The 22,475-nt window shown below is 31.8% G+C and carries 21 protein-coding genes and 1 pseudogene; 10 read left to right on the forward strand and 12 right to left on the reverse strand.

Annotated elements, in window-relative coordinates; all coding sequences use genetic code 11:
• The 6 genes and pseudogenes from CHRY9293_RS18665 to CHRY9293_RS05005 form a co-directional block, all read right to left on the reverse strand.
• Nucleotides 1-111, reverse strand: a pseudogene (locus tag CHRY9293_RS18665) (IS982 family transposase); the annotation flags it as partial.
• 127 nt (nucleotides 112-238) lie between these two features.
• Entirely contained in the window at nucleotides 239-1,849 is a 1,611-nt protein-coding gene (locus tag CHRY9293_RS04985; RefSeq protein ID WP_162031869.1) for a BamA/TamA family outer membrane protein, read from the reverse strand.
• Between the two features lie 13 nt (nucleotides 1,850-1,862).
• Complete coding sequence (locus tag CHRY9293_RS04990) at nucleotides 1,863-2,657, reverse strand: SDR family oxidoreductase (protein WP_162031870.1); 795 nt, start codon at nucleotides 2,655-2,657, stop codon at nucleotides 1,863-1,865.
• A gap of 57 nt (nucleotides 2,658-2,714) precedes the next feature.
• Entirely contained in the window at nucleotides 2,715-3,941 is a 1,227-nt protein-coding gene (locus CHRY9293_RS04995) for a 3-phosphoshikimate 1-carboxyvinyltransferase (RefSeq protein ID WP_162031871.1), read from the reverse strand.
• 76 nt (nucleotides 3,942-4,017) lie between these two features.
• Nucleotides 4,018-4,344: a nucleotide pyrophosphohydrolase gene (locus CHRY9293_RS05000; protein ID WP_122548628.1), complete on the reverse strand. Its 327-nt coding sequence runs from the start codon at nucleotides 4,342-4,344 to the stop codon at nucleotides 4,018-4,020.
• Nucleotides 4,344-5,753, reverse strand: a complete 1,410-nt coding sequence (locus CHRY9293_RS05005) for a hypothetical protein (RefSeq protein WP_162031872.1) — start codon at nucleotides 5,751-5,753, stop codon at nucleotides 4,344-4,346. The genes CHRY9293_RS05000 and CHRY9293_RS05005 overlap by 1 nt, the downstream gene beginning before the upstream one ends.
• Nucleotides 5,754-5,945: 192 nt before the next feature.
• Between CHRY9293_RS05005 and CHRY9293_RS05010 the strand changes: the two genes are divergently transcribed.
• The 8 genes from CHRY9293_RS05010 (at nucleotide 5,946) to CHRY9293_RS05045 (ending at nucleotide 14,488) form a co-directional block, all read left to right on the forward strand.
• Nucleotides 5,946-6,197 (forward strand): type B 50S ribosomal protein L31, encoded by a 252-nt coding sequence (locus CHRY9293_RS05010; protein WP_122548626.1) that lies wholly within the window; start codon nucleotides 5,946-5,948, stop codon nucleotides 6,195-6,197.
• Nucleotides 6,198-6,397: 200 nt separating this feature from the next.
• Nucleotides 6,398-7,558: a GlmU family protein gene (locus tag CHRY9293_RS05015; protein ID WP_162031873.1), complete on the forward strand. Its 1,161-nt coding sequence runs from the start codon at nucleotides 6,398-6,400 to the stop codon at nucleotides 7,556-7,558.
• A 99-nt stretch (nucleotides 7,559-7,657) separates the two neighbouring features.
• On the forward strand, nucleotides 7,658-8,167 hold the full coding sequence (locus tag CHRY9293_RS05020; RefSeq protein WP_162031874.1) for an RNA polymerase sigma factor: 510 nt from the start codon (nucleotides 7,658-7,660) through the stop codon (nucleotides 8,165-8,167).
• On the forward strand, nucleotides 8,142-8,804 hold the full coding sequence (locus CHRY9293_RS05025; protein WP_162031875.1) for a hypothetical protein: 663 nt from the start codon (nucleotides 8,142-8,144) through the stop codon (nucleotides 8,802-8,804). The genes CHRY9293_RS05020 and CHRY9293_RS05025 overlap by 26 nt, the downstream gene beginning before the upstream one ends.
• 64 nt (nucleotides 8,805-8,868) lie before the next feature.
• The gene (locus tag CHRY9293_RS05030) at nucleotides 8,869-10,149 is read left to right on the forward strand and encodes a DUF4252 domain-containing protein (RefSeq protein ID WP_162031876.1); all 1,281 of its coding nucleotides are present in this window, start codon (nucleotides 8,869-8,871) and stop codon (nucleotides 10,147-10,149) included.
• A gap of 12 nt (nucleotides 10,150-10,161) precedes the next feature.
• Nucleotides 10,162-10,662 carry a DUF4252 domain-containing protein gene (locus CHRY9293_RS05035; RefSeq protein WP_162031877.1) on the forward strand — a complete coding sequence of 167 codons (501 nt, stop codon included), beginning with the start codon at nucleotides 10,162-10,164 and terminating at the stop codon, nucleotides 10,660-10,662.
• Nucleotides 10,663-10,816: 154 nt separating this feature from the next.
• Complete coding sequence (guaB, locus tag CHRY9293_RS05040) at nucleotides 10,817-12,277, forward strand: IMP dehydrogenase (RefSeq protein ID WP_122548620.1); 1,461 nt, start codon at nucleotides 10,817-10,819, stop codon at nucleotides 12,275-12,277.
• A 336-nt stretch (nucleotides 12,278-12,613) separates the two neighbouring features.
• The gene (locus CHRY9293_RS05045) at nucleotides 12,614-14,488 is read left to right on the forward strand and encodes a GEVED domain-containing protein (RefSeq protein ID WP_162031878.1); all 1,875 of its coding nucleotides are present in this window, start codon (nucleotides 12,614-12,616) and stop codon (nucleotides 14,486-14,488) included.
• Between the two features lie 84 nt (nucleotides 14,489-14,572).
• Here CHRY9293_RS05045 and CHRY9293_RS05050 read toward each other — a convergent pair whose 3' ends face one another.
• From CHRY9293_RS05050 to ruvC, 3 genes are all read right to left on the reverse strand, one after another.
• On the reverse strand, nucleotides 14,573-16,327 hold the full coding sequence (locus tag CHRY9293_RS05050; RefSeq protein ID WP_228455473.1) for an AAA family ATPase: 1,755 nt from the start codon (nucleotides 16,325-16,327) through the stop codon (nucleotides 14,573-14,575).
• Between the two features lie 122 nt (nucleotides 16,328-16,449).
• Nucleotides 16,450-17,520, reverse strand: a complete 1,071-nt coding sequence (locus CHRY9293_RS05055; protein ID WP_162031880.1) for a DUF4407 domain-containing protein — start codon at nucleotides 17,518-17,520, stop codon at nucleotides 16,450-16,452.
• Nucleotides 17,521-17,742: 222 nt separating this feature from the next.
• Nucleotides 17,743-18,297 (reverse strand): crossover junction endodeoxyribonuclease RuvC, encoded by a 555-nt coding sequence (gene ruvC, locus CHRY9293_RS05060; RefSeq protein ID WP_162031881.1) that lies wholly within the window; start codon nucleotides 18,295-18,297, stop codon nucleotides 17,743-17,745.
• An 88-nt stretch (nucleotides 18,298-18,385) separates the two neighbouring features.
• On the opposite strand from ruvC, the gene CHRY9293_RS05065 reads away from it, so the two are divergent.
• Both CHRY9293_RS05065 and CHRY9293_RS05070 read left to right on the forward strand, forming a co-directional pair.
• On the forward strand, nucleotides 18,386-18,877 hold the full coding sequence (locus tag CHRY9293_RS05065; protein WP_162031882.1) for a hypothetical protein: 492 nt from the start codon (nucleotides 18,386-18,388) through the stop codon (nucleotides 18,875-18,877).
• Between the two features lie 15 nt (nucleotides 18,878-18,892).
• Entirely contained in the window at nucleotides 18,893-20,266 is a 1,374-nt protein-coding gene (locus tag CHRY9293_RS05070) for a T9SS type A sorting domain-containing protein (protein ID WP_162031883.1), read from the forward strand.
• On the opposite strand, the gene CHRY9293_RS18935 is transcribed toward CHRY9293_RS05070, so the two are convergent.
• The 3 genes from CHRY9293_RS18935 to CHRY9293_RS05085 are packed head-to-tail and all read right to left on the reverse strand — an operon-like array spanning nucleotide 20,263 to nucleotide 22,410.
• Nucleotides 20,263-20,520 carry a PLDc N-terminal domain-containing protein gene (locus tag CHRY9293_RS18935; RefSeq protein WP_394351022.1) on the reverse strand — a complete coding sequence of 86 codons (258 nt, stop codon included), beginning with the start codon at nucleotides 20,518-20,520 and terminating at the stop codon, nucleotides 20,263-20,265. The two genes, CHRY9293_RS05070 and CHRY9293_RS18935, sit on opposite strands and share 4 nt — an antisense overlap.
• Nucleotides 20,517-21,662 carry a serine hydrolase domain-containing protein gene (locus CHRY9293_RS05080; protein ID WP_162031885.1) on the reverse strand — a complete coding sequence of 382 codons (1,146 nt, stop codon included), beginning with the start codon at nucleotides 21,660-21,662 and terminating at the stop codon, nucleotides 20,517-20,519. Before CHRY9293_RS05080 ends, CHRY9293_RS18935 begins: the two co-directional genes overlap by 4 nt.
• Nucleotides 21,663-21,711: 49 nt before the next feature.
• Nucleotides 21,712-22,410 carry a Dph6-related ATP pyrophosphatase gene (locus tag CHRY9293_RS05085; RefSeq protein WP_162031886.1) on the reverse strand — a complete coding sequence of 233 codons (699 nt, stop codon included), beginning with the start codon at nucleotides 22,408-22,410 and terminating at the stop codon, nucleotides 21,712-21,714.
• Nucleotides 22,411-22,475: the final 65 nt, after the last annotated feature.

Genomic DNA, 22,475 nt, shown 5'->3' on the forward strand with positions numbered 1-22,475 from the left:
TTCTAAATCACTCAATTTCGGAGTTCGACGTTGATAAGCTACAAGTCTATCATTTGATATTTTTCTTAAAACTTCCAAAATTCTTTCGTAATTTGCTCTCAAGTTGTTCATTGTAAATGTTTTGTGGTAAAAACAATTTACTGATTATCAATCAAATGAACAACTTTATTTGTTTTTATCATAATGCACAACGGGTATAATTATATAAATTCTCATGTGATATTGGAGAAGAATTTTATTAAAATCTACTTAAAATTCCCCAGTGTATTTTTATGTCATTGAATTTGAATGGATTACCGAATTCATTTCCATTAGATAATTGAAAACTCATAAGGCCTATTGGGATAAAGAAATTAAATCCAAGCCCCACACTATAGAGTTTAGGCTTAACATTTAAAGATTTATTATTTAGCTGCCCATATTGTCCAAAAAAATCAAAAAATGCTTGATTGCCTATAAGATAACGGTATTCGAGACTTCCAAAATAGTAGAAATCTGCGGCAAGCGAATTCTCGTTAAAACCACGCATAGAGTTCCATCCCCCAAAACGATAAAGTTCATTAGCCGAAAAATCAATTTTAGAGTTCATCATAGCTCCTTCTCCTTTTATATTGAGGAAATGATTACCGGAAATATGATAATTATGCTCTCCGAAAAAATAAAACTGATTTTGGGGAGATTTTAGATTCTCTTTAGTATAAACTGTTGAGAGATAGTCATAACCTGCATTTATTTTTGTTTTATAGAGAAAAAGATCGATTTCAGTGGGTTCTATCATTTCGAACCAGATTCCAATTCCTTTTTTATTATAATCTTTCCCTTGAATATATAAATCATCAATAATACTTGAAGCTTCAAAAGTACCTCGCAGTCCCACTTTATTTCGATTATTAATATGGTAGTAAAAAGCAGGAAGCATCTTAACATTGGCGAAAGTAGAGTCTTGTCGAAAGATATTCACTTTCATATTAAGGCCTATATTTGAATTAAATAGATAAGGAATATCGGTTTGAAGATCAAAAGTTTGCCCTTTATCGGGATTCCTTTGCCAATATACATTAATGGCTTCAAAACCATTAAACATGTTTTTAAAATTAACATTTAAAGTTCCATTTAAAGTAAATTTATCAGTTTTATCATTTCCAAACCCAATAACTCCGTCGAATGTATTGGTTTTTTTCTTTTCTAGAAAGAGATAAATTTGGGTAGAATCTTTTGTAAATAACGTTTGTGGCTGTCGTTCAAGTGTTAAGAAAGGATGACTTTGGAAGTTTTTATGAATGGCTAAAAGATTTCTATCATCATAAGTTTTGCCTTTAAATTCTTTTTCAAGATTTTTCATAAATCTTTTAGGAACACGAGAATATCCTTTTACTACAAATCCATCAATTGTTCTTTTATCATTTTTATTGATATCAAGTTCTACTATGGGATACCCATTTTTTTGTCCTTTATATTTAGATTTAATTCTACTAAAGGAAAATCCATCATCAATATATATTTGATTAATACCTTTTTTTAAGGAGTCTAAATTTTTAGTGAAAAAATCTTTTTTTATCCGTGTCTTTTTTACAATTGAATCCGAAAGTTTAATATAGGTCTCATTAAAATTTTTTCCTTTATCATAAATAATTTCTGTGCTATCCCCCTTTACTTTTACTTCTTTTAATTGGGTAAAAAAGTAATTGTTTTGGGCTAAAGAATCTAAAAATTTAATAGCAGTGGCAGAATCTTTTACTTTCTTTTTAATCTGAGTTTCAGAGTCAATAAGCCAATATTGTTTTTTCTGCGCCTGGGCTAAAACGCAAAATAAAATAAAAAAGATTTTCAAAAATAGCTTCAAACTCATAGAATAATTGAAACTAACTCAGTTTATTATATTTTTTCATTAATTTCTCATAAGTTCCTTGAGGGAGAAGCCACTTTAAGGGAACTCCAATTTTTTGTCCAAATTTGCCAAAATAGTAGTGAGCTTTCCATTTATTTTTACTTAAAAGTTGATCGATATACTCTGCAACTTCAAGAGGCTCTGTTCCCTCACCGACATGTGCATTCATGAGAGAATATACTTTTTCAAAAATATTTTTATAAGGTTCAGAAACTTTTGTTCGGACTCTATTTTCTGCAATATTGGTCTTAATATCTCCTAAATGGAGTGAACACACTTCAATATTCCAAGGGTAAACTTCATACCTTATAGCTTCTGTTACTTTATCTAATGCAGATTTTGAGGCCGAATAAAACCCCCGAAATGGGAGTCCCATTTCACTTCCAATACTAGATATATTAATGATTTTTCCGAATTGATTTTTGCGCATTGTAGGAAGAACCGCGCTCATCATTTGAACAGCTCCTACTAAATTTAGATTAAATAGTTTTAAAATATCTTCTTTTGTAGAATCTTCTACAGAACCGACCATACCCATTCCGGCATTATTGATAAGAATATCAATTTGAGTTTCGGTTTTTAAAATTTCTTCTATGGTATTTTGAATAGCACTATTATCTGTGATATCTGTAGGAATAGATATGAAATATTGACTTTCCGTATATTTTCTACTTAAGCCATATACTTTATACCCTTTTTTCCCAAAATACTCAGCTAAAACAAACCCAATTCCTGATGAGCTTCCTGTAATGATTATCGTTTTTGACATGTGATTCTAATATAATTTTTAATCTATAGAAATAATGAATAATACTTCCCAAGTCATTTATATCGATTCTTTGGCCATGATCTTTGATAAATCTTCCCAAAATAGGGGGTAAGATTTCTCCACTACATTTTCATCTTCAATATGTAATTCTTGAATAAGACAAAACGGAGCAAAGCTCATAGCCATTCTATGATCTTGGTAGGTTTGGATAGAGATATTATCTTCCGGTTTATCAAAACTAATAGATTTGATAGTAGAATCAGTAATTTCAGTTACTGTTCCTAGTTTTTTTAATTCATTATATAAAGCTTGCAGTCTGTCAGTTTCTTTTACTCTTAATGTCCCTAATCCTGAAATTTCAAAATGAATTTTTAATGCAGCAGCTGTTACACATAGAGTTTGGGCAATATCTGGGCAATTGTTCATGTCTAAAACAATCCTTTCGGGCAATTGGAAATCTTGAATAGGTTGTAAGGTTATTTTATAGTCATTTGTCGAGAAAATTGTTTTTATTCCAAAAAAGTCTTCATAAATTTTTGAGATTGCAGAATCCCCTTGTGTTGATTCTTCAAAAAAACTTTTCAGATGAATAATTTCTTTACCTAATGCACAAATAGAATAGAAGTATGAAGCAGAACTCCAATCACTTTCTACTTCAAAAGTTTTGGAATTGATCGTTTCTTCAAGTTTTTTAACAGTGATTGTATTTCCATTAAAACTATTTTTAATACCAAATCTTGTTAAAATATCTAATGTCATTTCAATATAAGACCTAGAAGTTACTTCGCCAATAAGGTTTATTTCTAATCCATTTTCCAGTTTTCCGGCTATAAGTAGTAAAGATGTAATAAATTGACTAGAAATATTTGCTGGAACATCGACTTTATTGTGAGTGATTTTTTTTCCAACAATTTTCAGAGGTGGAAAACCTTCATTTTCTAAATATTCAATTTCTACTCCTAGATTTTGTAAAGCCGTTACAAGATTTTTTATAGGTCTTTCTTTCATCCTTTCTGAACCTGTAAGGATGGTGGTTTTTCCTTCACAAATAGAGTAATAAGAGGTGAGGAATCGCATGGCTGTTCCTGCATGATGAATATCTACAACATCATTATTTTCTGAAAGAGCTTTCTTTAGCAATTGGGTATCCTGAGAATTCGAGAGATTGCCAATTTCTATATGATTGAAGAGATTTTCCAAAATCAATAAACGATTCGAAATACTTTTCGAACCGCTAATCTGAACCACTTTATTTCCTATTAAATTTGATTTTTCTAACTTCATTCTATCTTCAGGTTTTATCTATTAGATTTCAGATTGTATAAGATCCGTTCTGAAATCTAATAGCTGTTATCCTATTTTATTTTAATTTTTTATTATTTTGATGCCTTTCTTTATCGCGATCAGTTTTTATTTTCATTTTTTTGTCAAAAGCTTCCTGGAGATTTACTCCAGTTTGATTGGCTAAACATAATGTGACAAACAAAACATCTGCTAATTCTTCTCCAAGATCTTTACTTTTATCACTTTCTTTTTCACTTTGTTCGCCATACCTTCTCGCGATAATTCGAGCTACTTCACCCACTTCTTCAGTGAGCATAGCCATATTGGTTAATTCATTGAAATAACGGACTCCAATAGTTTGTATCCATTCGTCAACTTGCTGTTGTAGATTTGTAATTTCCATTATTGATAAGCTCCTAAAGTAGGGTTAGCAGTTCTTGATTCATTCACGATATCCAAAGGAACAGTTCCTGCTACGGCTACATCTCCTTTTCCTCTTGCAATTGAGTTGGGCTTAACTCTCAAGTTAAGTTTTGCTGTAAAATAATTGACAAACTGAGGATCCTCATTCTTAATGCCCTGTATTACCCTAATATTGTTATCAAATGGGAAACCAGCTTCGGATATATTGGAATATTTTAACAAAGAATTTTGAATTAAAAATTCAAATTGTTGTCCAGGGGTTTGTTCAAAATTAACAGCATTATCTCTATCGGAATAAATAATACTATTTTTTATATTTAGTTGTTGGAGTGCTCCTTGCTCTGTTTGTCCATTGTCATTTTTCCATTCGTTGGTTGCAAAAATACCATTTCTATTAAGATTACTTAATATTTTGGAGTAATTGGCAATAGTTGCGTGAGTATAAGAGTGAGATCCCCCTTTAAAGATTCCGATACATGATTCTCCACAATTATTCATGACCAAATTTCTTCCATTTACAATAGACTCGACGGCATAAATTCCAAATTCTTGAAAAGTGTGAATAAAAGAATTACTGATCGTAGCATTAGTTTGTCGCATATCTAAGCCTCGTGTTCCTCCAAAAAGCCTTGTATGATTCATATTGAGATTGCTATTGGCTTCCATTCTGATGGAGTTCCAATTTTTAGGGATCGTATCATAATAGGGATCATTTCTATCTCCACGGATGATTACTTGATTGTCTAATGTCCCATTCATATTTAATGTAGCTCCTGTAGAAACTTTCATCCCACTGTTTTTGTGAAAATATACTTTGGTACCGGCTTCTATATTTAATGTTATATTGGGATTAATGGTTAAATCGCCATAAATAATTTTTGCTTTTTCATTGGTCCAGGTGGTAGGGGTGTTGATAATATTAGGATTAGTAGGACTTTGAATAAAAAACTCGGCATCTTGTACTACAGAAAACAACGTAACATGTTGTTGGCCAGCCGGGCTGGTAAACAATATACGATCATCTGCTATTGCTTCTGGACCTGATGCCTGGGGAGCAATTTCTACAAAAATGTAAAGGCTGTCCTTTTTTCTTAATGGAATATCATGGAAATCATATCCTGACTTTCCGTCAACATTGATTTTGTATAAAGATGTGGCTCCCTTTTCTAAGTTGATTTTGGGAATCATGATATCCTTATCTTCATTATTATATACTTTAACAGCATAAGTTTCGGAACGGACCTGATTGTAAACAGTATCACAGTATACCGTATCTCTTGAAAATCGTAAGGACTGTGATGGAGTATCAAAAGAGATATCATCTTTATTACATGATACAGCTATAAGGAGCATCCAAAAGGAAAAAGCCAGCAATAATTTGAATTTCATTGAACGTTAACTTTAGTTAGGTGTTCAAATTTAACGAAAATACTTTGAATTTCTTATGAGGGGGAAAAAATATCAAATCCATTATTTGTAAATTGGAAAAATTGTTGTACTTTTGCGACCTAAAATTAGCAGAGAAATATCCATTACTATTTCGAAAGCAAACTTTAATTTTTTTAAATTTAAAATTGTATTATGAAAAACGGAATTCACCCAGAAAATTATAGACTTGTTGTTTTCAAAGATATGAGTAACGATGAGATGTTTCTTTGCAAGTCTACTGCAGAAACAAAAGATACTATTCAATATGAAGGACAAGAGTATCCACTAATCAAAATGGAGATCTCTTCTACATCTCACCCATTCTACACTGGAAAAGTAAAATTAGTTGATACTGCAGGTAGAGTTGATAAGTTTATGAACAAATACAAAAAATTTGCAAAATAATTTTTTGAAGATAAAAGATATTGAAGTCTCCCTAATAAGGGAGACTTTTTTATTTTTAAGTAGAATTTAAATATTGCACTCAAAATGTATGTTAGTATTTGTATTTTTGTTTAATAAGGAAATCGGATGAAGGAGGTTCTAAATTAATTAAATTTAGCTCCCAAGGTTGGTTTCTAATTTAAACATATAACTTCTTAGAGATGCAAATAGTTTTTTCAGACGCACAATATTGGGAAGATTTTCTTCCACTCACTTTTACCAGACCCATTGCAGAAATGCGATGCGGAATTTTAACTTTTTCAGAAAGATGGCAAAAAATAGTAGAGATAACAGAAATATCTTATTTTACAGAAAACTACCTTCAGGATAAATTTAAAAAACCTGAAGATAAAGAAAGTCTTTTTCTAGTTCCCAATTTTCTACCTACCAAAAATGTGATAAAACAAATTAAGAGTCTTAAACAAGGAGAAGCTTTGGTATATGAAGATGAGTTGATTGCAGCAAAAGTGAATATGGAGAACTTTTCTTTACATCAGATTGAGAAAATGACAGATATTAAAGAAGAACTAACTTTCTTTAAAAAACCTACAGATCTTTTTACGTATAACCATCAAGCTATTGATTTTGATTTTGATCTATTAACTGAAGGAAGAGTTTCACAAGAATTATCTTCTACGAATGGTTTTTTAGGGGATAAAAAAGATTTATTTATTGAAGGAGGGGCACAAATAGAATTTTCGACTTTAAATGCAAAGATGGGAAAAATTTATATTGGGAAAAATGCAGAAGTAATGGAAGGATGTAATTTGCGTGGACCTATAGTTCTTTGTGATGAGTCTAAGTTTAATCTGGGAGCGAAAATTTATGGAGCTACTACTATTGGACCTTATTGTAAAGTTGGAGGAGAGGTGAGTAATATTATTATTTTTGGATATACGAATAAGGGACATGATGGATTCGTAGGCAATTCTGTGATAGGAGAATGGTGTAATTTAGGAGCGGATACAAACTCGTCCAATCTCAAAAATAATTATGGATCTGTAAAGTTATGGAATTATAGAGCTAAAACATTTGAAGACACGGGGTTACAATTTGCAGGATTAATTATGGGAGACCATTCTAAAACGGCAATCAATACTCAATTAAACACGGGGACAGTAATAGGAGTAGCTGCCAATATTTTCAAGGGAGGTTTTCCTCCCAATTTGATAGAAAGTTTTTCATGGGGAGGTGCTAAAGGCGATGAAAAATTTAAACTAGACAAGGCATATGAAGTAGCAGAAAAAGCAATGGCAAGAAGAAAGGTGCCTTTAACGGACCTTGATAAATGTATTTTAAAATATATATACGAACTGTATTAATGGGCTAAATAAAAAAACTTCAAAATTTTTTTGAAGTTTTTTTATTTTAGATGTAATAAAATTAGATTTTAGTTTGTCTTACTTATAGAAACAAAACTCATGACCCAAGAAACTTTTAAAAACACGGTTTTTATTCTCAAAAACGAGATGTATCGTTTTGCGAAAAGATTTGTTATGAGTAATGATGAAGCAGAAGATGTTGTACAAGATTTAATGATGAAGTTTTGGCAGAAAAAAGAAGAATTAGAGCAATTTGGAAATTTAAAATCCTATGCTCTTAAAGCGGTTCGGAATGAGTGTCTCAATAGATTAAAGCATCATAATGTAAAGCTGGGATTTGCTGATATGCAGCTCCATCAATCAGAACTTTATAAAATGGAAGTGAATAATCTTAAAGAACATATTATTATTTTTATTAATCAACTTCCCGAAAAGCAGAGAATGGTAATCCATTTAAAGGATGTAGAAGAATATGATGTTTCGGAAATTTCTGAAATATTAAATATGGAAGAGAATGCAATAAGAGTAAATCTTATGCGAGCAAGACAAAAAGTAAAGGAACAAATTTTACAATTGATGAATTATGAACAACGACAAATTTCAAGATAAATATGATAAGATCTTCCAGGATATGAAGGAAGAAAAGATGGAATGGGATTTTGAAGATTTTATTAAGAAGATAGACGGCAAAAAATCTGAAGAAGAGGAAGGTTCAAATACCTCTATGGAGAAGAATATAAAAACATCATTCCCTAAATGGTTCTGGATGGCAGCCAGTATTGTTTTGCTTCTTACCATTGGTTTTACCTTTACTTATATCAAAAATACTGATATTCAAAATCAGGCGAAATTGGTGGAAAATGAGGTGGCAAAACAGAAAACTGCTTTTATAGAAGAAAATAATGAACATCAGGAACAGGTAGCAATTAATAATATAGATTCTATTTCACAAGTAAAAAAAGATTCTGTATTTCATGAAAATAAAATTGTTGAAAACGATGTTTTAGACGAAATTCTGCCAAAAAGAGGACGTCTTAAAAAAGAGGTGAAGCCGAGGTTTGTCCATAATTCATATAGATCTTTAAAAGATTCGACAGAGTACAAAGATTCCTATGTAATTGTAAATGGGAAGAGGATAGAAAATGTAGACGAAGCTATCAATGTAACCAAATATTCATTCCAAGTATTGGCAAATAATGTTAATGAAAAATTGGTTCAACCTAAAGTGATTAACGAAGAATATTAAACTTAAAAAAGATTGTATACCTGGCCAGGTATTGATGATTGACTGAAAAAATAAAATTTGACTCATGAAAAAAATATTAATCATACTCGCGATTGCTTTTTCCCATTTCTTTATGATGTATGGGCAAGAAGATAAATTTGATAGAATTTTTGATAAATATCAAGAAGTGGAAGGAGTGACTTCCATTAAAATTGCAAAACCTATGTTTGGAATGCTGAGTAGTCTAAATATTGACGACTCTCAACTTGAACAGATTAAACCATTGTTAGCTAAAATTAATGGGCTGAAAATTTTAATTACAGAGAACCCGGAAACTACAAATTCAGCTGATGGTAAAATAGTGCAAAATAACTTATCACAGCTAAGTAAAGATATTTCTACCTATTTAAGTAATCTGAATTACAATGAAATTATGAGTGTAAACAATTCAGGTGCTAAAATAAAATTTCTTTCTTCAGAGGCTAAGAATGGAGTTTTAGATGACCTGCTGTTGAGTATTAATAGTGGAAAAGGAGAAAATATTTTAATTAAGCTTGATGGAAAGCTATCTATGGATGATGTAAATAAAATTATTAATTCTAGTGAGACGAAAACAACCACAATAAGCAACACTCGAAGTACTTTAGTGGGTGAGAATACTACGTCATATCTCAATGGGGAAAATCGAAATGTGGGAACATTTTCAGGAATAGAAGCAAGTACGGGTGTAAATGTGGTTTTTAAGCAAGAGGGCTCTACAAGTGTAAAAGTGATTGCGGATGCAGATAAACTGGAGTATATTGTCACGAAAGTTGAAAATGGTATTTTGAAGGTGTATGTTGATAATAAAGGAGTGAAAAATTTAAGATTTAAGAATATTAGTGTAAATGTTTCTTCTCCTAAAATGAATCTTATTAAAACTTCTTCTGGAGCAAGTTTTTCAACAGCAAATACCGTAAAAGAAAGTAATCTTACTATAGATGCCTCGTCAGGATCGATTGTAAAAGGAAATTTTGATGTTTCCAACAAAGCTAATATTGAGGCTACTTCCGGATCAAATATAAAAGCCGATATTAATAGTGAAAATATTACTATTAAGGGATCAAGTGGTTCCAATACAATCTTTGTAGGTAAAGTGAAATCAGGGAAGATAGATATTAGCAGTGGAGCATATTGTAAAACAGAAGATTTAAAATTAGACTCTGCAGAGGTGGAATCAACATCAGGAGGTTTTCTTTCTGTAAATGTAGCTAATAAACTTACTGTAAGAGCTTCTTCAGGAGGAGCTGTAAGATATAAAGGAAATCCTGCCATAGAATCAAATATTAGTAAAGTCTCCGGAGGAAGCTTAAAACCTGTTAACTAAAACCTATTTACCATGAAAATTTTAAAAAACATCTTTTTGATTATTGGGACGATGCTTCTTGTACAATCCTGTATTATCTCTGAAAAACCTAATATTGAATTTTTTAATGATCGACATTATGACTTTAAAGGAGCTAAATTTGTTAGTATTAATGTTCCTATGCTTTTAGCTAAACCTTATATTAGAAAGGCACTAAAAAAAGATGGAGAGAGTAAAGAGATGATTAATCTTGTTAAAAAAGTTTCAAAGATAAAAGTATTAACTGTGGAGAATGGAAATAGAGAAATGTTGAAAGATTATACAAAATATCTAACTGATAATAATTATGAAGATTGGGCTACGATAAGACACAATGGAGATAATGTCAATGTAAGAGTAAAGCAAAAAGGAGATGCTATTAAAAATATGCTTATTACTGTAAACTCAGAAAAGGATTTGGTTTTTGTAGATGTAAAGGGAAATTTTACGAGTGATGATATTTCAAAAATGATTAATTCTGCTACTGACAAGTAACTTCATATTCATATACGTATTATTTTGTTCAAAGAAATCGCTTTCATATAAGCGATTTTTTGATTTAACTCATTGATTATTAAATTTGATACAAACTATTAAAAAGGATTTTCATATCTCGCCAAAATAGTCTAATTTTGCAAAGAAAGTAAAGATGTCTATTCATAACAAAATTGTAGAGACAGCCATCACTTTCGATGACGTTCTTCTAGTCCCTTCTTATTCTGAAGTTTTACCTAATCAGGTTTCTTTAAAGTCAAGACTTACTGATAAAATTACACTTAATGTTCCTATAGTTTCTGCTGCGATGGACACAGTTACTGAAGCTGATTTAGCAATAGCTCTTGCAAGAGTAGGTGGTTTAGGATTTATTCATAAAAATATGCCCATCGCTGAGCAAGCCGCTCAGGTTAATAGAGTAAAGCGTTCTGAGAATGGAATGATTTCAGATCCTGTTACTCTTTCAAAAGATCATACCCTTGGTCAAGCCAAAGAATTGATGACAAAGTTTAAGATTTCAGGATTACCGGTTGTGGATGATGATAATTTATTAATTGGAATCATTACGAATAGAGATGTAAAATATCAGGAGAATCTTGGTATAAAGGTGGAGGAAATTATGACGAAGGAAAATCTTATTACTTCTGATAAAGATACAAATCTTGAAAAAGCAAAAGAAATTCTTCTGAAAAATAGGGTTGAAAAACTTCCTATTGTGGATAAAGATAATAAACTTGTTGGATTAATTACGATAAAAGATATAGATAATCAATTAGAGTATCCTAATGCTAATAAAGATAAAAATGGTCGTTTAATTGTGGGGGCCGGAGTTGGAGTAGGAGAGGATACATTGGATAGAATTGCAGCTCTTGTGCAAGCGGGGGTTGATATTATCGGGATTGATTCTGCGCATGGACATTCCAAAGGAGTTTTAGATAAAATTGCTGAAATTAGAAAAGTTTATCCTGATTTGGATATTGTTGGAGGAAATATTGTTACAGCAGAAGCTGCTAGGGATTTGATTAAAGCAGGAGCAAATGTTCTTAAAGTGGGTGTTGGACCAGGTTCTATTTGTACAACTAGAGTAGTTGCTGGAGTAGGAGTACCTCAATTATCAGCAATTTATAACGTATATGAATATGCTAAATCTAAAAACGTAGCAGTAATTGCAGATGGAGGAATTAAACTTTCAGGAGATATTGTTAAAGCAATTGCAAGTGGAGCAGGTGCCGTAATGCTAGGCTCTTTATTAGCTGGAACGGATGAAGCTCCGGGGGAAGAAATTATCTTTCAGGGAAGAAAATTCAAATCTTATCAAGGTATGGGAAGTCTCTCTGCTATGAAAAGAGGAGGTAAGGAAAGATATTTTCAAAGTGAGGCTAAGAAGTTTGTCCCAGAAGGTATTGAAGGAAGAGTACCTCATAAAGGGAGATTAGAAGATGTGATTTTTCAACTAACAGGAGGACTAAGGGCAGGAATGGGATATTGTGGAGCTAAGGATATAGAGGCTTTACAAAAAGATACGAAGATGGTGATGATTACAGGAAGCGGATTAAAAGAATCTCATCCACATGATGTTATTATTACCCAAGAAGCTCCCAACTATTCTTTATAATATTTAAGTATATAAAATTAAGAAGAGACTTTTCACGTGGTGGAAAGTCTTTTTTTATGTATTGATCTCCCGTGAATTAATGGATAAATAGCCTATTTTGTAATTGTATTTTTTGTTTTATAAAATGAAAATACAGTGAATTTTTGAACTTTTGTAATGGTTAATTGTATTATTTTTTAATATATGGCATTTGATTATTTTTTGTTTTAATTCATTCTTTTTGTCTTATTGTTTTTTAAATAAATTATATATATTAATATTATTAAATTTTTGTTATATTTTATTGAAATATTGTTGTAAAATACTAAATTTGGCGTGCGAAAATAAATTTTAAGAATGAAAAAACTAATCTTTATGGGTTTGTGTTTGCTAAGTATTGCCTATAGTGCTCAGCAAAGACAGTGGTCTTGTGGTTTTGATAATGTACAAGTGCCGTATCAAAGACAGAACGAGGAGATTGATGATGTTATTTATAAAATGCGTAATCAGATCCTTAAACAAGGAAGTAATACTCCTGCTAAAACCGTTGCTAATAAAACGGTAAATGGAGTCTATGAGATTCCTGTTGTTGTGCACGTTATTGCCCCTACGGGAGCTTCTTTGGGTACAGCTTATAATAAAACGGATGCGCAAATTCAAGCTTGGTTAGATCATTGTAACCAAATGTATGCGGGTACTTATCAATGGTTGCAAGGTGTTCCTGCTGATTTTGGAACAGCAGCAATTATGCCGATAAAATTAGTGTTGGCTAAAAGAGATCCCAATTGTAACCCTACTACGGGTATTGTAAGGTATAATGGAGGGACTATCTCTGGATATGACACCTATGGTGTGAAAATGAATACGAGTAGTGGTGCTACTACTGCACAGGTAAGAGCACTTGCGCCCCATTGGCCAGAAGCTTCTTATTTTAATATTTATATAATTAATAAAGTTGATGGAGGTGGGCAGTATGGTATTATGGGATGGGCAGGTTTGCCACAAAATCCCAATGCTTCTTTTGAATCGTTTATGAAGTCCTTTGTAGTTACTTTACAAGACGATATTACATTAGCACATGAGTTTGGGCATAGTATGGGGTTGCTTCATACTTTTGGAAATGCAAATTCAAGCCCTCCTGCAGGAACAACTTCTACAGACTATTGTCCACTTCAAACAAATAATAATTGTAATAGGGATGATGATGGAGTATGTGATACGGAAAGATCAAGAAGTTTATTAAGTGATTTTCCGACACCCACTAATGCGGATATGAACTATTGTACAAACAGTAATTATCAAGGAGTCCAGTATAATATGATGAACTATTCTAATCCAATAGCATATAAATTTACCGATGGACAGCATGATAGATCAGCATTATATTTCTTTGCACTTAGAGGAGCATTGAGTACATCATTAGGGGCAACAGCTCCTTCAACGAGTACTCCTATAGGAACTCCCGTTGCGGCTTGTACTCCTAGTGGTTTAGTAAATGCAGCAACAGAGGATTTTCTTGTAGGACCTACTTTAGTAAAGTTGGGAAATATTAATAATGCTTCAACAGGGGTTTGGACATATGCTCCTAATTATTATGAAGATTATACAGGAGCCAATTGTTTAAAAGCAACATCTACTGAATTGGCGATAAATCAAACTCAAAGTATTCAAGTAAATGTTACGGATAGTAATAATTCTGTACGAGTATGGATAGATTATAACAATAATGGTACTTTTGAAACTTCTGAATTAGTAGCTACCGAGGATAATATAGCTATTGATCCTGTTACACTTATTGGAACTTTCAATGGAACTTTTACAGCTCCTTCTTCTACTGTAATGAATACTCCGTTGAGAATGAGAGTAATTGTGGATTATCAAAACTCAAATATTACACCGTGTGGACAATTGCAATGGGGGCAAGCAGAAGATTATACAGTGAAATTTGTTACAAACTTATCTACTATAGATGCCAAATTCTCGGATAATGATGATTTTATAATCTATCCTAATCCAACGACAGCTCACCAAGATATATTTATCAAAACTAAAAATGCTAAAAATATAAAAGTTACAATTACTGATATGGCAGGAAGATTAATTGAAACGCCATCGGTAAAAGATGAAATGAATGGAACTTTTAGGGTAAATCATCATCTTTTAAAAGGGGTGTATATGGTAAAAGTATCTAACGGAAAAGATACAAAAGCTTCTAAATTGATAGTGAATTAATTTTTCTTTCATACAAGAAATGATAAAAAACCTCCAAATTGGAGGTTTTTTATGATGTAAAAAGATCTAATTTATTTCAAGATTTTATAAATTCAACATACTGTGGTATGCTGGTATATGAAGATATCCTTCTTTCTTTATACTTACATTTAAATTGTATTTTTGAGCTGTATCACAAATTTCTTTAGGCGACATACTGCCTTTTTTACTAAGCTCTTTACTCATATTCTTGAGTAAGTCTAAATGCAATAAGAGGTCTTCTTTAGTCCGTTTGGCTAATTGTTGCATGAGTTTCTCTATCTTTTCATCCGTGATGTATTGGTACATACGATGAGGGTAATCCTCCAGATTATAGGTGGCTTGATAATCATTTTCAAAACCGTATTTTCTTATATAATCTATAGCCAAACTTGTTGCTTGTTCTCTATCGTGACTTCTCCCGGTGCTTGCATTATTTTCTCCAAAAATAATTTCCTCAGCAATACCCCCGGCAAGATAAATTTTTATTTTATTCAATAAACTTTCTTTAGTGTCATATATTTGATGGGGAAATGTAAATCCGGCAGCATAACTACTTGCTACTTTACTTTTTAATTGTAAAGGAGTAAAGCCCGTGTAAAGTATATAAGTTATAGCATGTCCACATTCGTGAACGCTGATATTGGCGACAGTATCCTCCTGATTAGATTGTCGAATCCTGTCTATTCTACCTAAATAAGGAATTTCAATAACTTTGTTAACGATTTTGCCAATGATGATTTTTTTGTCATCATCATACCTGATTTCGATTATTTTATCATCATTAATAATGGCTTCAAATAAAAATTTGCTAAGGTTGGTGTCTAAGATATCTACAATACTGCTAAAGACAGGGCGAACTCCTTGCACAGGAAAAACGCCATTTCGATAAATAAGTTTATGGATGCTGTTATCGACTTTTAGAGTAATGCCGAATTTAGTTTTAGTTTTATTTTTGAGATTAGTGACTTCTCGTTCTATAAGTTGGTCAAAATCTTCTGTTTTCAGAGAAAAATAAATAAGGTGGATATTTCCAAATCGCGCTACTTGTTCCGGACGAAATTTTTTAGATAGAGCATTTTTAATATCAACGATTGTAATTTTTTTAGTAAAAGCATGAAAGATATTTGCATCCACATCTGCTTCGCTTGTTTCTCTTGACATTTGAAAGGCTTCGTCTAGATTTCCGCTGATGATAATTAACATTTTACTGTAATCAACAGGTTCATAAATTTTCTTTTCTTTCTGTTTTTTCAGTATGAGTTTTACCATATCTTCCTCCTTCATATCGATGATATCCATGACATCATCTTTTATGTTGAGGTATTTTTTGAGCTCTTTTGCATCCCATAAATTAAGATAAGGATTTTCTTCTAGATCGGTTTCACCTTTCATTTTTCTTCTCTTATTCTCTTTTTTGCGGAAAAGGTAAGAGAAAAGATAATGTTCTATATCTTCCCTTTCTTTTTTACTGAGACGACCGTCGCTTAATAATTCCCAAAAATCTGTGAATTTTGTCTGAGAGACAGGTGTGCCATCAGCTTCAATAGTGTTAAAACGTTGAATTTCATCAAATAAAACAATACTTGGTTTTTCGTCGCTTAAGCCGTTACTTTGAAGTATATCCGAAACGTTTTTACTCCATGTTGTCTCATCAGCATTACTGAGTTCTACTTCTACAAAACGGTCTTGAAACTCAAGGAAAGCTACTGTTTTTCTTATAAGATCTGTTTTTCCTACTCCAGTCATTCCCCAAAGATTAATAATCATAGGGCGTGTGAGAATTTCAGGCATCAAATACCAGATCTGGATGTATTCCATTAGATCGTCAATGATTTTGTTGATGCCGATAAATTCTTTTTTAAGATAGGCTTTACAATCGTCTAGCTTCTTCTTTTTTTTCTGTATTCCTTCTTTATCAATAATCATTTATGGAAATTACATTATTTTTTTAAATTATCGATAAAATTTTCAATTCGAAAATCAGTTAACGCATTTCCTTTTTCAATTTTTTCTTTGGAATACAATCGAAAGTCATTTTCGGTTTTTTCTAGGAGATAGTCATAAGGTCCTACTGCAGATATTAACTTAACTAATACAGGAGAAATCTCTAGGCAAATAAAAAGGCCCATAATAAACGAGGCGGCAAGTGCAATAATTGCAGAATTTTTTCCTAATTCATCTAACGCTTGTAGCCTTGCAGCAAACCCATTAAATCTATCTTCAAATGTTTCAGTAGATTTTCTTTCCGTTTCAAGGTTTGTATAGACTTTTGAGATTTCTTTATCGAGGTAATCTAATCTTGAAGTCATTTGCTTTTGGTAGTTTTCTAGATCTTGTCTTCTCTGTTCTTTAAGTTCTTGTTTGCGTTTGGCATTAGGTCCAAATCCTTCTTTCCCACTTGTTAATAAAGATTGTTTTCCTAAAATTTCTTTTTCAAGTTCTACAGATGCAGAATCATATGATCTTTGATATTGGGCGATTTTTTCTGAGATTTGTTTTTTTTCTGTTTCAAATGGTCCACTTTGCTGTAAAATTCTGCCACTCATTTCAGCTTGTAGCTGTTTTTTATTTCTCTGAATAATAGTATTCAGTTGCTTATTGACTTCTTTTTCAAAAATTTTTAGCTCTAAGGGTTTTGATATAATGATTCCTAAAAATGTTGCCAATACAAGTCTTGGTATAGCCATGAGGATTTGATTCCACCATGTTCCTGTTTTTTTTATAGAAGAAACAATATAGCGATCAAGATTGAAAATCATTAATCCCCAAAGAATACCAAATCCTATGGACATCCAGATATCATCAAAAACAGTATACATTGCATAACCTGCTGATAAGGTAGCAAAAATAGCAGTGAAAAGTACGATTCCACCAATGCCTGAAAATTTATTCCATTCACTTGGTGTTTTTCTCAAGATATGAATATTGCCTCCTGAGCATATCATGAGAAATCTTTGGAACCAATTTATATTTTGATTCGATTGATTTATAGCTTGTTGGTTATTTTTCATGATAGAAAATTTCTACAAAGGTAATATTAAAAACCATACCAATGCTAAAGATAGTATTATGTTTTACCAAGTATAGAGGGTGAATTGATTATTTGATTGGTTATCAGTTGGTTGTATTCTGGGTTAATTTGATTTATTTCATCTATCTATTGGATAGATGAGAGTTAAAATATGATCTCATGGAGATAAGTAATAGTTGGTATTAAGATTGTTAATACTTTATTATTTGAGTCTATCAGGATTTTGCTTTAGAAAGCTTTCCCAGCCCGAATAAGATTTGGTTTCAGCCGTAGATCCTGAATTGAAATGATGGCATACTGCAACAGCTAAGCCATCTGATGCATCTAGGTATTTTGTTGGAAAGTCTTTTAGGTTTAAAAGGTTTTGAAGCATTCCGGCTACTTGTTCCTTGCTTGCATTTCCATTTCCTGTGATGGCCATTTTTATTTTTTTTGGAGAATATTCCGTAATAGGAATATTTCGATAGAGACTTGCGGCCATTGCGACTCCTTGTGCCCTGCCTAACTTAAGCATACTTTGGACATTTTTGCCATAGAATGGTGCTTCTAGTGCTACTTCATCAGGATGAAATTCGTCGATCAAAGCTAGTGTTTTATCAAAAATATATTTAAGCTTCGTCTCATGATTAGGATATTTTTTAAGTATAAGTTCATGTATAGAAATCATTTCCATTTTACTTTTTTTTATGGAAATAATTCCAAATCCCATGATAGTCGTTCCCGGATCAATTCCTAAAATTATTTTTTCTGAAATCATTGGTCCAAAGATATGAATTTGAGATAATTATTCTATGAGAAGAGAAATGGAAAATGAAAAATTATTATTAAATTTAATAAAAAATGCTATGAAAAATTTATTTAATGTTCTCATTATTATGGGCTTTTTTTATTTCACTTATAGTGGATTTAATGATTTTAATCTTAGATCTTCTGTCAACTCTAGTGTGTCGCCTACGGATAAAGGAGAAATAATTTATCTTTTCTTTCAAGTTGAAAAAAACATTTCCGGGCAATATAAAATTGCTTTGCAAGACAAAAAAATCACGGAGGGAAAATTAAAATCAATACCCTCTTTCAGTGAAAAAGCTTTGAAGGTGGGAGATTTAATCATTTCTTTAATGGATTCCAATAATAAAGATGTAGTAAAGCAAATCTTAGAAGACCCTCTTAATCCTATTATGGAAAACTATTCGGAAGAAGGAATAAGTAGAAACTTAGTGCCTCTTCAAAAAGCAGAATTTAGTATACGATATTCTAAGCTTAAAAGCATCACAATGATAAAAATTGAAAAAAAGACCTTATCTGGAACACAAATAATATTCACCGAAAAACTATAATCAAAAACTATAATCATGAAAAAAAAACTGTTTTTTATTCTCATTTACTTTTATTCGTTTTGCTTTTCACAAACATTTGAAACAGTGGCCTTGATTCATAATGGTAATAATGATCAACGAATTAATATTGCCGTCTTAGGAGATGGGTTCACCTCATCTGAGCAAGATAGTTTTGTATCATCAGCACAATCCACATTAGATTATCTTTTTACAAAAAGTCCCTATGCAGAGTATAGAAATTATTTCAATGCTTATGCGATTAAAGTGATTTCCGGTGGTAGTGGAGTAAAGCATCCTGGAACAGCTAGTGACGTTGCAGAACCTGTTATACCAATTTCGAATCCCAATAATTATCTCGGAACTTCTTTTGATTTTGGAGTTCATCGATGCATTTATAGTAACACCACAAATAGAGTAGCGCAAGTTCTGGCAGCAAATGTGCCGGATTATGATATTACTTATATTTTAGGGAATTCTAAAGAGTATGGAGGCTGTGGAGGAACCTATGCTTTTGCTTCATTAAATGCTTCTTCAGATGAAATTGTCGTTCATGAACTGGGACATTCTTTTGGGAAATTGGCCGATGAATATTGGTTCTCTGGTACAGGAGAGTCACCAAATAAAACCAAAACTTCTAGTCCTACAAGTATTAGATGGAGAAATTGGCTCAATACAGATAATATAGGAATATATCCTTATACTGAAAGTCCTACATGGTTTCGTCCTCATCAGAACTGTGAAATGAGATATCTTAACCGTCAATTTTGTTCTGTTTGCAAAGAAGCTATTATTGAAAGAATTCATTCTTTAATCTCTCCTGTTGATTCTTTTACGCCGGCGAATGATACTGTTTTAGAAGGCTATTCTGATATAACATTTACAGTGAATGAGGTTCTGCCGATTCCCAATACATTAGTTAATACATGGGTTTTGAATGGGAATGTTCTTGAAGCTACAGAAAATACAATAACAATTACATCAGAGGAATTGAATGCAGGAGATAATACCTTGGCTTTTTCTGTTAATGATAATACTCCATTAGTGAGAGTGAACAACCATAGTGCAGTCCATTTTACCAATATTGCATGGACTTTAGTTAAAAATGATCGTATAACGACTAAAGTTAATGTGAAAGAAAGACGATTTGTAATATATCCTAATCCTGTTAATAATGAATTGTATATTGAAGGAAAAGAAGATTTTTCAAATAATATTAGTGTCACTTTATATGATGCTGTGGGAAGACTAATCCCTATCAAATTTGAACTGAAAGACACTAGAAAGATACAGATAGGTCTTAAAACATTACCTGCTGGAGTGTATACATTAAATCTTTTAGAAGATAGTGGGGTAATTATTTCACATAAAATTATTAAAGAAAATGATTAATAGTATACTAAAAACCAGCAATGAGAGCTGGTTTTTTCTTTTAAAACTAAACGCTTAATTTCTCTTAATAGCCGATTTAATTTTTTATTTGGATTCACTATAAAGAAGATAATTATCCCAATAATGGGGAGAAAGTAAACTATTAAGTGCCATGTCAATCTTTCTGTAGATTTGAGTTTACCTATTCTGATTGATACAGTTCTGAAAATCAAAATAATAACTAGGTAAATTGAAAATCGGAAGGAAATATTTATAGATTATGACGTTGAGGTTCTAGCATTTCTTTCTTAATATCCATGATGGTATTTTCGATAAGGTCGGTAGATTCTTTTATTTCAATATGAGGTCTGAAAATTGCATTTTTCCCTTTAGCTTCATCAGCAATATTGGATAGTATAATGACAGATGTATGGCTTTCTGGATAATAGATATTAAGAGAAGGTGCTCCTTTGATATATCCACTATGAAAATAGGCAAGAGGTTTTCCTATATTGAGCATAATTCCATAACCATAACCCATTTTTCCGAAAACAGGATGATGCCTTTCGGCACTTTTAGAAATAAATTGCTTAAAAGTTTCTGCTTTTAGAATTTTACCATTATAAAGTGCATTATTCCAAATTTGTAAATCTCCAATGGTAGAAAGAATACCACCTGCAGGAATTCCAATATTTTTATCACCTAGCCTTTTAGGCATATTAAGAATTTTTTCAGCATGTAGTGTATCACCGAGATATGCTCCTGCAAAATCCTTTCCTTCAAAAGTATTTCCTGTAGATGAGTTTTTCATTCCGACTCTTTTAAATAACTCTCCAATATTAGTATCAAAAGTTTTTCCTGTTACTTTTTCAACAATCTTTCCCAATGCATCAAAGCCTTCATTAGAATAAAAAAAATCCGTACCACTTTTAAACATAAGCTTTCCACCAAGAGTATTGAGACCTGAAGTATGATTCAGTAATTGGCTAATGAGTATATTTTCGTATTCTTTAGTTTGAAATTCTGGTAGATAGTGTGATACTTTATCATTAATACTTAATTTTTCCTGCTCCATTTGAAGTAAAATCAAAATGGCCGTAAATTGTTTACTAATAGACCCAATCGCAAAAACAGTATTGGAGTCGATTGGAATTCTATTAGTAAAATCTGAATAGCCGTTATTTTTTCTATATATGGGAATAGAGTCTCTAAATATGCCTACACTACCATTAAAATTATATTTTTTGAAAATTGAATCCATTTGATGGCCTATCATTTTTTTCTCGAAAATGCTAATGGTCGAATCTACAATGGTATTTCGATTCGTGGTTTTTATAGGATTATGTTCTGTTTGGCAACTTATTACACCCAATGATATAAAGAGGAATAGCATAATTTGATAGGATTTTTTCAGCATTTGTTTTTAGTTTATGCTAAAAATAAGGAAAAATAAGCTACATTCAGAATCAAATATGGAGATCACAAACCCAAAAAATATATTCTTCGATATTTTGTTTATTTGGGCTAGGATAGGTTTTCTTGATTGTTTCTCCGATTTCAAATTGAATAGGCTTTTTAAAAATAGGTCCTTCAAAGGTAAAGGTATGAAACTCTCCATTTTCTCCACAAGGGTCCACGTTTTTTGGGAGATCTTTGATAAAATCACGATCAATAATTCTTCCTACAAAACTTTTATCTAGATAGGCTTCATTTACACAGGTCACTATTGTTTTAAATCCGAGATCCAGAAACTCAAAGATAAGATCCGAGGTATTTTTTTTCCAAAGTGGGAATACAGCTTCTATATTAATAGTTTTTAATTGCTCTTCACGATATTTTCTAAGATCTTCTAGAAAAATATCGCCAAAAATGGAATGAGTAACTCCCTCTGACTTTACTTCATTCATGGTTTTTGTTATAATCTCTTGGTATTCTTCCATCGAAGGTTCTTTTGGAAGTCCCATTGTCAATAGTGGAATGCCTATACTTTCAGATTGTTTTTCTAAAAGAGAAAGGGGCACGCCATGCATGGAAACACGCTGGTACTCGTTGTTAATACTTGTGAGTAAATGGGTTATTTCGTATTTATTTTCCAGAAATATTTTATAAAGAGCAAGAGCTGAATCTTTTCCGCTGCTCCAATTAAATATAGCTTTTGCTCTCATTTTAGAAATAAAATTATAATATGATTACAAAAATAAGTCAAAAGCATGTAATATTTTATCAATCA

The organism is Chryseobacterium potabilaquae (assembly GCF_902728265.1).
Classification (GTDB): domain Bacteria; phylum Bacteroidota; class Bacteroidia; order Flavobacteriales; family Weeksellaceae; genus Chryseobacterium; species Chryseobacterium potabilaquae.

What these genes read in the sequence shown, in the direction of transcription:
- CHRY9293_RS04985 (WP_162031869.1), bottom strand. Translation starts at nt 1,849, where the DNA reads ATGAGTTTGAAGCTATTTTTGAAAATCTTTTTTATTTTATTTTGCGTT.
- CHRY9293_RS04990 (WP_162031870.1), bottom strand. Translation starts at nt 2,657, where the DNA reads ATGTCAAAAACGATAATCATTACAGGAAGCTCATCAGGAATTGGGTTT.
- CHRY9293_RS04995 (WP_162031871.1), bottom strand. Translation starts at nt 3,941, where the DNA reads ATGAAGTTAGAAAAATCAAATTTAATAGGAAATAAAGTGGTTCAGATT.
- CHRY9293_RS05000 (WP_122548628.1), bottom strand. Translation starts at nt 4,344, where the DNA reads ATGGAAATTACAAATCTACAACAGCAAGTTGACGAATGGATACAAACT.
- CHRY9293_RS05005 (WP_162031872.1), bottom strand. Translation starts at nt 5,753, where the DNA reads ATGAAATTCAAATTATTGCTGGCTTTTTCCTTTTGGATGCTCCTTATA.
- CHRY9293_RS05010 (WP_122548626.1), top strand. Translation starts at nt 5,946, where the DNA reads ATGAAAAACGGAATTCACCCAGAAAATTATAGACTTGTTGTTTTCAAA.
- CHRY9293_RS05015 (WP_162031873.1), top strand. Translation starts at nt 6,398, where the DNA reads ATGCAAATAGTTTTTTCAGACGCACAATATTGGGAAGATTTTCTTCCA.
- CHRY9293_RS05020 (WP_162031874.1), top strand. Translation starts at nt 7,658, where the DNA reads ATGACCCAAGAAACTTTTAAAAACACGGTTTTTATTCTCAAAAACGAG.
- CHRY9293_RS05025 (WP_162031875.1), top strand. Translation starts at nt 8,142, where the DNA reads ATGAACAACGACAAATTTCAAGATAAATATGATAAGATCTTCCAGGAT.
- CHRY9293_RS05030 (WP_162031876.1), top strand. Translation starts at nt 8,869, where the DNA reads ATGAAAAAAATATTAATCATACTCGCGATTGCTTTTTCCCATTTCTTT.
- CHRY9293_RS05035 (WP_162031877.1), top strand. Translation starts at nt 10,162, where the DNA reads ATGAAAATTTTAAAAAACATCTTTTTGATTATTGGGACGATGCTTCTT.
- guaB (WP_122548620.1), top strand. Translation starts at nt 10,817, where the DNA reads ATGTCTATTCATAACAAAATTGTAGAGACAGCCATCACTTTCGATGAC.
- CHRY9293_RS05045 (WP_162031878.1), top strand. Translation starts at nt 12,614, where the DNA reads ATGAAAAAACTAATCTTTATGGGTTTGTGTTTGCTAAGTATTGCCTAT.
- CHRY9293_RS05050 (WP_228455473.1), bottom strand. Translation starts at nt 16,327, where the DNA reads ATGGAATACATCCAGATCTGGTATTTGATGCCTGAAATTCTCACACGC.
- CHRY9293_RS05055 (WP_162031880.1), bottom strand. Translation starts at nt 17,520, where the DNA reads ATGAAAAATAACCAACAAGCTATAAATCAATCGAATCAAAATATAAAT.
- ruvC (WP_162031881.1), bottom strand. Translation starts at nt 18,297, where the DNA reads ATGATTTCAGAAAAAATAATTTTAGGAATTGATCCGGGAACGACTATC.
- CHRY9293_RS05065 (WP_162031882.1), top strand. Translation starts at nt 18,386, where the DNA reads ATGAAAAATTTATTTAATGTTCTCATTATTATGGGCTTTTTTTATTTC.
- CHRY9293_RS05070 (WP_162031883.1), top strand. Translation starts at nt 18,893, where the DNA reads ATGAAAAAAAAACTGTTTTTTATTCTCATTTACTTTTATTCGTTTTGC.
- CHRY9293_RS05080 (WP_162031885.1), bottom strand. Translation starts at nt 21,662, where the DNA reads ATGCTGAAAAAATCCTATCAAATTATGCTATTCCTCTTTATATCATTG.
- CHRY9293_RS05085 (WP_162031886.1), bottom strand. Translation starts at nt 22,410, where the DNA reads ATGAGAGCAAAAGCTATATTTAATTGGAGCAGCGGAAAAGATTCAGCT.